Origin of the sequence: Microbacterium sp. (assembly GCF_036277215.1) — a bacterium.
Taxonomy (GTDB): Bacteria; Actinomycetota; Actinomycetes; order Actinomycetales; family Microbacteriaceae; genus Microbacterium.
The window spans coordinates 1-10651 of the sequence record NZ_DASUNI010000098.1 but is presented as its reverse complement, the minus strand read 5'-3'; the positions used below and the strand labels follow the sequence as shown (position 1 = coordinate 10651).

The 10651-nt window shown below is 66.9% G+C and carries 13 protein-coding genes; 2 read left to right on the top strand and 11 right to left on the bottom strand.

The window, feature by feature from the left end:
- The 5 genes from VFX99_RS05060 to VFX99_RS05040 all read right to left on the bottom strand — a co-directional run.
- Window positions 1-1025: HAD-IC family P-type ATPase (locus tag VFX99_RS05060; RefSeq protein WP_329665226.1), on the bottom strand; the 1025-nt coding region annotated here is incomplete at its 3' end.
- 187 nt (window positions 1026-1212) lie between these two features.
- Window positions 1213-1392, bottom strand: a complete 180-nt coding sequence (locus VFX99_RS05055) for a hypothetical protein (protein ID WP_329665225.1) — start codon at window positions 1390-1392, stop codon at window positions 1213-1215.
- Between the two features lie 26 nt (window positions 1393-1418).
- On the bottom strand, window positions 1419-1802 hold the full coding sequence (locus VFX99_RS05050) for a DUF805 domain-containing protein (protein ID WP_329665224.1): 384 nt from the start codon (window positions 1800-1802) through the stop codon (window positions 1419-1421).
- Window positions 1799-2287, bottom strand: a complete 489-nt coding sequence (locus VFX99_RS05045; RefSeq protein WP_329665223.1) for a hypothetical protein — start codon at window positions 2285-2287, stop codon at window positions 1799-1801. Before VFX99_RS05045 ends, VFX99_RS05050 begins: the two co-directional genes overlap by 4 nt.
- Before the next feature lie 2 nt (window positions 2288-2289).
- Window positions 2290-2832 carry a flavodoxin family protein gene (locus VFX99_RS05040; protein ID WP_329665222.1) on the bottom strand — a complete coding sequence of 181 codons (543 nt, stop codon included), beginning with the start codon at window positions 2830-2832 and terminating at the stop codon, window positions 2290-2292.
- Window positions 2833-2994: 162 nt separating this feature from the next.
- Here VFX99_RS05040 and VFX99_RS05035 point away from each other — a divergent pair, with 162 nt between their 5' ends.
- Window positions 2995-3489, top strand: coding sequence for a hypothetical protein (locus VFX99_RS05035; protein WP_329665221.1), 495 nt, complete (start codon window positions 2995-2997; stop codon window positions 3487-3489).
- Here VFX99_RS05035 and VFX99_RS05030 read toward each other — a convergent pair.
- The 4 genes from VFX99_RS05030 to VFX99_RS05015 all read right to left on the bottom strand — a co-directional run bounded on the left by VFX99_RS05030 (window position 3486) and on the right by VFX99_RS05015 (window position 8113).
- A complete protein-coding gene (locus VFX99_RS05030; protein ID WP_414684320.1) occupies window positions 3486-4130 on the bottom strand; it encodes a response regulator in 645 nt (214 codons plus the stop codon). The two genes, VFX99_RS05035 and VFX99_RS05030, sit on opposite strands and share 4 nt — an antisense overlap.
- Entirely contained in the window at window positions 4127-5803 is a 1677-nt protein-coding gene (locus tag VFX99_RS05025) for a GAF domain-containing protein (RefSeq protein ID WP_329665220.1), read from the bottom strand. The genes VFX99_RS05030 and VFX99_RS05025 overlap by 4 nt, the downstream gene beginning before the upstream one ends.
- A 53-nt stretch (window positions 5804-5856) precedes the next feature.
- Window positions 5857-6687 carry a universal stress protein gene (locus tag VFX99_RS05020; RefSeq protein WP_329665219.1) on the bottom strand — a complete coding sequence of 277 codons (831 nt, stop codon included), beginning with the start codon at window positions 6685-6687 and terminating at the stop codon, window positions 5857-5859.
- A gap of 370 nt (window positions 6688-7057) precedes the next feature.
- Window positions 7058-8113 (bottom strand): zinc-dependent alcohol dehydrogenase family protein, encoded by a 1056-nt coding sequence (locus VFX99_RS05015; protein WP_329665218.1) that lies wholly within the window; start codon window positions 8111-8113, stop codon window positions 7058-7060.
- 241 nt (window positions 8114-8354) lie between these two features.
- Between VFX99_RS05015 and VFX99_RS05010 the strand changes: the two genes are divergently transcribed.
- Window positions 8355-9608, top strand: a complete 1254-nt coding sequence (locus VFX99_RS05010) for a hypothetical protein (protein ID WP_329665217.1) — start codon at window positions 8355-8357, stop codon at window positions 9606-9608.
- A 33-nt stretch (window positions 9609-9641) separates the two neighbouring features.
- Here the strand turns inward: VFX99_RS05010 and VFX99_RS05005 are convergent, their stop codons facing one another.
- Window positions 9642-10274, bottom strand: coding sequence for an NAD(P)-dependent oxidoreductase (locus VFX99_RS05005; RefSeq protein WP_329665216.1), 633 nt, complete (start codon window positions 10272-10274; stop codon window positions 9642-9644).
- An 84-nt stretch (window positions 10275-10358) separates the two neighbouring features.
- Window positions 10359-10651 (bottom strand): hypothetical protein (locus VFX99_RS05000; RefSeq protein ID WP_329665215.1); only part of this gene is annotated, 293 nt, incomplete at its 5' end.

Here is a 10651-nt window from a genome sequence, read left to right as displayed (position 1 = left end):
CCCTGTGCGACAGCTCCCTTGACCGTCGCCGTCGCGAGCGTGTGGGTCGAGTTGGCCTCGATGGATGCCGCCAGGCTGAGAAGGTCGTCCGCGGCGAGTCCTTCGGCAGGGCGCACCTCCGCCAGCGTGGGTTCGCCCTGTGTGAGTGTTCCGGTCTTGTCGAACGCGAACGTGCGGGTGCGATGCAGCTGCTCCAGCGTCGAACTGCTGCGGATGATGATGCCATCTCGGGCGGCGCGACTCATCCCGGCCATGAAGGCCACCGGCGCGGCGATGATCAGCGGGCATGGCGTGGCGACCACCAGGACCTCCGCGAAGCGGACCGCCTCGCCGGACAGCCACCACGCGAGGGTGGCCAGAGCGTACGCCACGAGCGCGAACGGCAACGCGAACCGGTCAGCCAACCGGACGATCGGAGCTCTGCTGTTCGCCGCGCTCTCTACCAGTGCCACGATCTGCTGATACTGGCTGTCTGCGGCGGCGCGTCGAACTTCGAGGATGATCGCCGCAGAGCCGTTGACCGTCCCGCTCAGCACCTCCTCACCTGCCGAGTGGTCAACCGGCATGCTCTCGCCCGTGAGCGAGGACTCATCGAATGTTCCGAAGGCGCTGATCAGGACACCGTCCACCGGGATCACCTCGTTGGTGCGAACGAGGATCCGCTCGCCCGGTAGGAGCGATTCTGCGGCGACGTCTTCGACCGTATCCGCACTCACGATGCGGTGACCGGTCTGAGGGCGGCGCTCCAAGAGCGCGGTGAGGTCGCGTTGCGCGCGCCCTGCCGCATAGGTCTCGAGAGCCTGACCCGTCGTGAGCATCAGGACGACCACCAATGCAGCCCAGAGTTCGCCGACCAGCACCGCGGCCACGATGGCGGTCACGGCGATGACGTCGACGCCGAAGGTGCCCGCACGCAATTCGCGCAGCATCGCCCACGCCGACCTCGCGCACATGAACAGCACGAAACCTGTGAGCAGCCATTCGCCTGCGGTGCGCCACCCGGCAACGATCAGGAGACTTGCCACTGCTGCCACCGCCAGGGTGGCGACGACCCAGGGAACGCGGCGGGTCAGATCGTAGAGGTGCCGCGCCGCGCCCCTGATTCCGGAAGAGCGAGCGGCCAGGACAGGGTGCCTTCCCGCTCGACGCCGACGCCCGGCGTCACGCGGGTCTGACGGCATCGCAGGCGGATCTGCCCGTTCAGCAGACCGGTCAGTCATCGAAGACCGCATACCGGTCCGGTTCTGGTGCGCGCGCGAACCGGCGCCCGGTGATGGAGCGGGGACGGATGCGGACCCACCGGTACTTCAGCGTCGGGATCCAGGGCGTCAACGGCAGCTTCCAGCATTCCTCGACGCCCAGTTGCTCGACGAGCCCTTCATTCGTTTCCACGATTCCTCCTGAGGTAATGCAGCGCTTCACCGCGCCCTGCTGGGGTCGCACAGGTGAACGATCAGGATGATCGCCCCGGCGACGGGAAGTAGCAGCCAGAACAGCTCGGGCCAGGTGCGGCCGGCATCCCGAAGTCGGCGAACAGTCACCGCGAGCGACGGAAGCAGGATCGCCAGACCCCAGATGTAGGCGAGCATGCTGCCCACCTGGAACGGCCCTTCAAGCGTGAGGATGTTGAAGCCGTTGAACGCCATCGACACGAGAGTCGCGAACAGTACGAACCACCAGAACTCCGCTCGGGTGGCGACGCCTTCGAATTCGGCGTACTTCCGGAAGACCGATGTGATGGATTCGTCGAAGGTCATCCGATGCACGGCGGATCGATCGGATGACAGCGGTGTGCCGGTCACGGCAGTCTCCTATCCTGGTCGGACCTCGGAATCGCCGTGATTCCGAGTGTCAGCATGATGAAGCCCATCTCAGCCAGTCCGGCCGCGAAGTAGATCGCCTGCAGGAAGCTGAACGGGATGAAGATCATCTGGACGAAGATCCAGGTGAGCAGGGCGAAGCCCGCGGTCGCGGCGACGAGTACTCGCCACGGGTGGCGAGTCAGATCCAGGATGAACGCTGCGGCATGCACGCCGCCGACCACCACCGCGAGCACCAGGCCCGGGACGACGTAGCTGGTGAACGGGGTTCCCGCCAGATACCCGTCGGGCGGGCTGAACGCGGTGGCCGTCTGCGGCAGAAGGGCCCCGATGACCAGCACGGTGCCACCGGCGATCGCGGTTACGGCGACGAAAGCCTCGATCATCACGAGCCCGGTTCGCGCGAACGGGCTACGGCTGGGGGCGTGCGCGGTCGGGCGTTCCATCGGTGCGGTGCTCGAACGCATGATCAGTCTCGGTCCCGCCCGGCCGCGACGGGAATCAGCGTCGTCGCCCACTCGCCGGCACGCTGAGCTTCGCCGTCCAGAAGGTGGCTGTCGAAATCGACCCGGAAGTCCTCGTGCGCGTCCACTGTCACGCCCCGCTTGCGCAGCCGCCGCTTTATCGCCGCGGCGGCGTCGCCCGCGAAGATGAGCGGGAAGTCTGCGCGCGTCGAGAATGACGCGAAGCGTGCTGTCGACTCGGCGAGGGCGACACGCTGCAGCCACTCCCGCACGCCGGACTCATCGGCAGCCCCCGGCTCGAGCGTCAGCTCCTTTCGGCCTTCCTCCGCCCATGTCGCTGCGTCCTTGCGGGACGACGGCTGGGGGAGGGAGTGCGCGTGGGTGGGTGCGCCGATGACCACCCGGTCGTAGCCGGTGAGGTCGACAGGAGCCTTCGCGGCGGTGGTGACGGTGACGCTCGCGCCGGCCGCCCGCAACGCATCGGCAATCGCTTCGCCGATCCGCCTGGTGTTGCCGAACATCGACTCGTAGACGATCAGTGTGTTCATTGCGGTGTCCTTCCGATGGCTTTCGGATGGAGTCTTCCTCCACCGCGGAAGCCGCACATGGGTCGAACGTCCCACCGCCTGGCGGATCTGCGCGGCGGGACCAAATGCCCTACTGGGCGGGCGGAACGGCGCAGAAGCTGGAATCGAAGAAAGGGGCATCCGATGGTTGCCACGTCAGTTCTCGACTCACCCTCGGCGCTTGCGGTTGCGCAGCTGCAGCAGGATGCGCATCGGCCCGATGTGGGGGTCATCATCGGCGCCGAAGACGCTGACCGGGCGATCGACGTCGCGGTCCGCACGGCCGCGGCGACGGGAGGAGACGTGTGCGTGATCCGCTACGTGGACAACATCGGCATCCGGTCGACTGATTCGCTGATCCAGAGATCCGAGGCCGCGCGGACACAGCTCGCCCGGGTCGTCTCGGAGCAGGTTGCAGAGCACGCCGACACGAGCTTCACCGAGCGACTGCACGTCGGCACGCTGGAGTCCCTCCTCAGGACGCTTGAGCCTTCCATCGGCCTCGTGGTGTCCCAGAGAACGCCAGGCCCGTCGATCCGCCAGATCGTGTCCCTGTGTCCGGTTCCCGTGTGCCTCGTCGACGCGGCGGGCGAGACGATCGTCCGGTACCCGCCGGCAGGCGGAGACGATGGGGGCTAGGTCGAACGGTGCTTGCGTTCGGCGCCATAGACGGCCGCCTGCGTTCGCCGCTCCATTCCCAGCTTGGCCAACAGGCCACTGACGTAGTTCTTCACGGTCTTCTCGGCGATGCCCAGTCGTTCGCCGATCTCACGGTTGGTCATGCCTTCCGCGATCAGACCGAGGATCTGACTCTCGCGCAGTGACAACGCCGGGTCCGCAGCGTCAGGGCGATCTGCGGGTTCGGGGTTCAGAGCGCGCGCGGCGCGCAGCATCACTTCTGCCGATTGGATCTTCGCGCCTGACGCGGCACGGCGGATCGCCTGAACCAGCAAGCCGCTGCGCACGTCTTTCAGGACGTACCCGCTCGCTCCGGCGAGGACTGCGGAGCGGAGGGCCTGGTCGTCGTCGTAGCCGGTGAGGATGAGGCAGAACACTTCCGGATGGGAAGAACGGATGTCGCGACAGAGATCGATGCCGTTTCCGTCGGGCAGACGCACATCCAGCACCGCGACATCCGGCCGGGTTGCGTCGATCCTGCGCATCGTCTCGCGCACGTTGCCCGCCTCACCGACGACTTCGAGGTCGGGTTCCGCGTCGACGAGCTGCGCGATCCCGCGCCGGACTATCTCGTGGTCATCGACCAGGAACACCTTTATCACTGATCCGCTCCTTGCACATGATCGATGGGGGCATGCCAGCGGACGCGGGTGCCGCCTCCTGGTCGAGAGGTCACCTCGCTACCGCCCCCACGCAGCAGGGCGCGGGCGGAGATATTCGCCAGTCCGCTGCGTCGGGCCGAGCCTGAGACGCCGACCCCGTCGTCCTCCACGATGAGTTCGACGACATCATCGGCCATGGAGACGGCCACCTCGACGGTGTCGGCGCGGGCATGTTTGACGATGTTCGTCAGCAGCTCGCGGAGCACCGCCACCAGGTCATCGGCCAGTCCCGGCGAGATCAGGCTGTCCAGCGCGCCCGCGAATGACAGCCGAGGCGGAGTGGGCCAGGAGTCGGCCACATCGGCCGCTACGTCCAGCAGCCGGTCGCGCAGACGTTTCACGCCAGGGCGTTCCCCCGTGCTCAGCGCGAAGACGATGGTGCGGATGTCCTTGATGGTGGCATCGATCACGTCGATCTGGGTCTCGATGGCCGCCGACGAGTCGGCGTCGAGAAGCGAGGAAACCCCCTGGAGTGCCAGCCCTGCTCCGAACAGTCGCTGGATGACGTGGTCGTGAAGATCACGAGCGATGCGCGCCCGGTCGCGCGTGGTCTCGAGTCGTCGCCGGTCTTCCCTCGCCCGGACGATCTCGAGCGCGATGCTCGCATGCGCCGCGAACGCGAAGGCCATTTCGAGGTCGGCCGTTGTGAACGTCGGCCCTTCGCTCTGTCGTGAGACCGTGAGGACGCCCAGTGGCTCGTCCCCCGCGAAGAGGGGGATGGCCACGGTCGGACCGAGCCCGGGTTGCCAGTCGAACATCGCGGCCGCGGGCTGCCCATCGATACTCACCGCCTGCCGGCTGGCGAGGGCACGAGCGGTGAGCGTGCCGGCAGCGGGGTATGTGCGGCCGCGCAGCACCTCGGCCCCCGGGCCGTACACCGTCGACAGCTCGAGTTGGTCCTCACCATGCGGTGTGGCGACGGCGACCAGCTCCGCGTCGATCAGCGCGGCCACACGTTCGGCGATCACATCGAGAACGTTCTCGCCTGAGACATCGAGCATGGCCGACATGACATCGGCGATCGTGGCATTCCATGCTTCGCGCGTCTTCGCCACGTCGTAAAGGCGTGCGTTCTCGATCGCGATGCCGGCGGTCGCCGCGAGCGCGACGATCAGCTCCTGGTCGTCGACGGTGAACGGGCCGTGATCGCCCTCCGTCAGATAGAGATTTCCGTAGACCTGGTCCCCGACGCGCACCGGCACGCCGAGGAATGAGTCCATGCTCGGGTGATGCTGCGGAAAACCCGCCGAGCGCGGATCGTCGGAAAGGTGCTCCAGGCGGATCGGCTCCCGATCGGCGATAACCGCGCCCAGCACGCCCCGACCCGTCGGGAGATGCCCGATGGCATCAGCCGTGGTGCGGTCGATGCCGACGTGGATGAAGCGCTCCAGGCCGCCCTCGCGGCTGATGACCCCGAGGGCACCGTACCGTGCGCCGACGAGCGTCATCCCCGCCTCGACGATACGACGGAGGACCACCTCGAGATCCAGCCTTTCGACCACGGACGTACTGGCGCGCAGCAGATCGTTGAGGCGGCCTTCCGAGCGGTACGGCCCATCGCCGGTCGGTGCCGCGGATTCCTCGCCCGGCAGCGCGTCCTCGTTCTCGGCCATCACCGTCTCCTGTCGACGCGATCCTAGCGACGCCGCCGGCATTCCGGTCGACCTCATTCGGATGTGGAGGTCGTCGGCACCACACACACCGGAATTCGAGACTCAACCAGAGCGTCCTGGCCGACGGAGCCGAGAAAGGCACCCGCCATCAGGCCGCGACGGTGCGTGCCGAGCACAAGCAGCGACGAGCGTCTGGTCTCCATCAGCAGAGCGGTGGACGGATTCTCCCGGGCCAGGATCCAGTCGACCTTCAAACCCGGATGCTGTGACAGCACCTGCTCGCTCACTCGAGTGAGGATGCGCCGGTGTGCCGCCTTCTCCTGAATCGGCGACGGCAGCAGCGCAACCGAGCCGTCCATCGTCGGAACCGGCATCTGCCACGCATGCAGCAGCGTGAGCCCCACGCCAGCGTCGGATGCTTCCGCGGCGGCCAACGTCACTGCCGCAGACGACGAGTCATCCTCATCGACGCCGACCAGCACCGGCCCGTCCGGATCGGTCCAGTCCCCGGGGACGACGACGACCGGAACGGCCGATCGTGAGACCGTCCGCAACGGCCGCCAACCGGTCAGAGCCGCCCGGACCGGGCGGCGGCGGTGGGCGCCGATGACGAGGAGATCTGCTTCCGCAGCCGCGCGAGCCAGTGCATCGGGCATCCGTCCCGAAACGCTTCGCGAGGTGACCTCTGCGTCCGCAGCGATGTCCTTGACGCGGAGTTCGGCATCGGCGAGAGCGACGTCGACGACTCCGTCAGCGAAGAGGTCGAGGGCGTCGACGGTGACGATCTCTACACGAGTGGGTCGACGCGCGGCACGCTGTGCCGCCCAATCCAAGGCGACGAAGGACGGTTCCGTTCCGTCGAAACCCACCACGATGCTGTTCACCGGGTGCCCTCCTCCTCGATACGGCCCGCCCTGACACGGGTCGCGACTTCGACGCTAGGTGGACGGGTCGGACTCAGCCCAGGGCCCAAGGTCCCGTGCCCTCCGGCGCCGCCCGGTGGCGAGAGACCTCGGTCGTGAAACAGCGGTCGGGGGTACTGACCTAAACCCCATAACGAGCCGGCTCCAGTCCTCTCTGGAAGCGTTGACCGGTGATCGAGGTCGGAGCGACTCGCACCCAGCGGTATTTCAGGGTTGGAATCCACGAGGTGGGCGGGAGCGCATCGGCGGCGTCGATCTCACCTTGCAGCTCGAAGTCCTGTCGCGTCGCAATCCGCGATCCTCGGCGCGAACCCTCGGCTGCGACCCTCACTCAGGCGGTGAGGATCACCTTGAGCGCCTTGGTCTCGGCCGCGCGACCGAATGTGTCGTAGGCATTCAAGATATCTTCCAGCACGAAGCGGTGGCTGATGAAGCCGCCCACGTCGAGTCGTCCCTGCGCCAGCAGCTTGATCAGCATGCGCGACGTATCGGTGTTGACGAGGCCGGTGGTGATCGTGAGGTTCTGGATCCAGGCCGTCTCCAGCGGGAAGCTCACGGGCTTGCCGTGAACGCCGACATTGGCGACATGACCACCCGGCCGCACGATCGCAAGGCACATATCCCACGTGGCCGGGATGCCGACAGCCTCGATGGCGACATCCACGCCGAGCCCGTCCGTGAGCGCGACGACCTGCTCCTTCCAGTCCGAGTCCGACGAAACGACGCTGTCGCTCGCGCCGAAGCGCTTAGCCTGCTCGACCCGGTTGGAGTCGATGTCGATCGCGACCACACGGCTCGGACCGTACAGGGCGGCGGTGGTCATCGCGGCGAGCCCGACCGGGCCCGCACCGATGACCGCGACGACATCGCCCGGCTTGACCGCGCCGTATCTGATGCCGATCTCATGTCCGGTGGGCAGAATGTCGCTGATCATCGCGGCCTCTTCCGCCGCCACCCCCTCCGGCACCTTGTGAAGCGACGTCTCCGCGAAGGGCACCCGCACGTACTCGGCCTGCGTTCCGTCGATGAGGTGTCCGAGGATCCAGCCGATTCCGGATGCGCCTTCGTCGGCGAGGCAGTGCGAGTACATCCCCTCGAGGCAATAGCTGCATTTCCCGCAGGCCGAGATGCACGAGACGATGACCCGATCCCCGGCGGCAACCTCGCTCACCGCCTCACCGACCTCGGTCACGACGCCGACCCCTTCGTGGCCGAGGATGCGTCCGGGTTGCACGGTCGGAACGTCGCCTTTGAGGATGTGCAGGTCCGTCCCGCAGATCGTCGTCGTCTCAATCTTGACGATCGCGTCCGTCGGCTTCTGGATCCGGGGAGCCGGCACCTCCTCCCAGACGATGAAACCTGGGCCCTTGTAAACCAACGCTCTCATGTCGCCCTCCTAGGCAGCCCGCGTGCTCGGGTTATCCATCGTCTGCCACGCGCTCGTGGAAAGGACAGGGTCCTTCGTCCCACCCTCTGGCGGGATCGTCGCCGGTTTCCCTCAGTGCGCGTCGACCTCCCACCGTCCTCGAGGGGCACGGGACCTATGGCCCTACAGGTCTTGCACCCAGCTCACGCACAGTGGGATCCGTGGCCAGCGTGCTACGCGTCGATCGGGAAGGGGCATCGCAATGAGTGCTCGGGTGCGCATCTACAGTTCTCTGGCGGTGATCCTGGCGGCCGGCGTCCTGACGGTCGGCACGGCGGCCGCGGCGGTGGCGCTGCCCATCCAACATTCGGGGCCCGCGGCCGTTTCGGCAGCCCTGGATCGCGAAGGCCCGCAGTTCTTCACCGGTGCGATCGTCGACGTGGCGGGTTCGATCCGCGGCGATGTGTACGCGGCGGGCCAGAGCGTCATCATCAGCGGCGATGTCACCGGCGATGTGATCGCTGCGGCTCAGACCATCACGATCGCCGGCACGGTGGACGGAGACGTGCGCCTCGCCGGGCAGGACGTCTCGATCAGCGGGGAAGTCTCCCGGAGCGGAACCGTCTTCGCCGCGAACCTCACCGTCCGCGACTCCGGATCGTTGGGTGACGATCTGGTCGCCGCTGCCGGCGGAGTCAGCATCGCAGGCGAAGTCGGCCGAAATGTGCTGGTCAGTGTCGGACGTCTCATCATCGACGGATCCGTCGGAGGCGATGTGACGTACATGAGCGATGTCGAGGCGCGCATCACAGAGGGAGCGGTCGACGGAAGCGTGGACCGCATTGAGCCTCCGCAGACGCCCCGCGTCGAGGTCTCGCCCTGGGCGGTGTTCATCGGGTGGTTCCTCGGGGTGATTTACGCGCTCGTCGCGCTCAGCCTCATCACACTGGCCGCGGGTCTGCTCATCCCGCGCTGGCTGCACCGGGTCACCGACCACCTCATCCCGTCCCCGTGGAAGGCGCTGCTCGTCGGCTTCGTGGCCTCCGTCGCCGTCCCCATCGCACTCCTCTTCCTCGCCGTCACCATCATCGGGGCGCCCCTCGCCCTGGCCGGCCTGCTGGTGTGGACACTGCTGGTTCTCGCGACGTTCGTGTATGCCGCGTACTACATCGGCCGCCTCCTGTTCCGCGGCAGAGTGCATCCCGTTGTCGAATCGCTCGTCGGTGGCGTCATCCTGATCGTCGCGCTGCAGATCCCGTGGCTGAACGTCGTCGTCTGGCTCGCCATGGTGTTCTTCGGACTCGGCGCCCAGCTGCTGGAGCTCCAACGCCAGCGGCCCTGGCACCTCACCGCCGAGGCCACTGCCGCGACGGATCTGCCTCCGGCGGCGCCTGGGGTGCATCAGCAGACCTCGGACGCGCTCGTCCCCTCGCAACGCGCCGAGGCTGCCGGGCCGCCGCAACTCCCGGCTGGGGATATACCGCCTTCGCCCCAGCGCGGCTCTGCTCCCGCGTAAGCGCACCACGCAATCCGGACGGCACCACGGTGTTCATTCGCTGACGAACGGCATCTGGAATAGGAAGGTGCGATCATCCACCTGGGTGAGGATGAAGTCAGCCAGGTCGTCGCGGCTGATCCTTGTGCTTGCGTTGACTCCGGCCCAACCCACGCGATAGCTGCCGGTTCCCCTCTTGTCCTGCAGCCGTGGCGCCCGCACGACGGTCCAGTCCAGTCCTGATTGCTCGAGCACGGCGAGGTGTCCCTCGGCATCCGTGAGGACGTGTGGAGAGACAGCCTTCAACAGGTGCCGGATGACGCGGTCCGCGAAGCGCGGTCGGTCCGCCGGCGCGGAAAGCGCCCCGCCGGACAGACTCACGATGCGAGTCACTCCGTACCGCTTCATCGCCTCGACGATCAGCCGGGTGCCCTCTGTCTGCAAGGTGTTCGGCGAGCCTTCGACCTGACCGAAAAGGCTCAGCACTGCATCCGTTCCCGCGACCGTCCTGTCGACGGCGCCGGCATCCAGGACATCCCCGCGGATGACGGATAGCGCGGGGGAGGTGATCGTCAGCCTCCCGGGGTCGCGTACCAACACCTGAACGAGGTGGCCGGCTGCCAAAGCCCGGATCAGAACGCGGGAACCGACCTTCCCTGTGGCACCGAACAAGGCGATGGTCGTCACCCGCACAGATTAGTTGCTTCGCGTCCGGTCCCTCGAAAGTCGATGTGTATGGACATCGCTGACCCGCTCCCTGCCTGAATCAGGTCACTTGACCGGCTGGAAGTAGTTGCGATCAACCCAGCGGGCAGCGCCTTCGCCGATCCCCGCGCCTTGGACGTCGGCCTCCCGGAAGTGGAGACCTTGGTACACGCGCGCGTCGATGGTGTCGTCGACCACGTCAGTGAAGCGCGTGTATTCGCGCGTCACACCGGCGGCGCCAGGGGCGATGACGCTGAAGTCCATCTTGTCCTTGCCGAAGAATGCCCGGGCGGTGTACATGTATGCGGCCGAGACACAGTTGTAGCCGGACGGGTGATCCGAATAAGGCGGAACAGGCG

Excerpts from the sequence above, each read along its gene's own strand:
- VFX99_RS05040 (WP_329665222.1), bottom strand. The coding sequence starts at position 2,832 with ATGAACACACTGATCGTCTACGAGTCGATGTTCGGCAACACCAGGCGG.
- VFX99_RS05045 (WP_329665223.1), bottom strand. The coding sequence starts at position 2,287 with ATGCGTTCGAGCACCGCACCGATGGAACGCCCGACCGCGCACGCCCCC.
- VFX99_RS05025 (WP_329665220.1), bottom strand. The coding sequence starts at position 5,803 with ATGGCCGAGAACGAGGACGCGCTGCCGGGCGAGGAATCCGCGGCACCG.
- VFX99_RS05015 (WP_329665218.1), bottom strand. The coding sequence starts at position 8,113 with ATGAGAGCGTTGGTTTACAAGGGCCCAGGTTTCATCGTCTGGGAGGAG.
- VFX99_RS05035 (WP_329665221.1), top strand. The coding sequence starts at position 2,995 with ATGGTTGCCACGTCAGTTCTCGACTCACCCTCGGCGCTTGCGGTTGCG.
- VFX99_RS05010 (WP_329665217.1), top strand. The coding sequence starts at position 8,355 with ATGAGTGCTCGGGTGCGCATCTACAGTTCTCTGGCGGTGATCCTGGCG.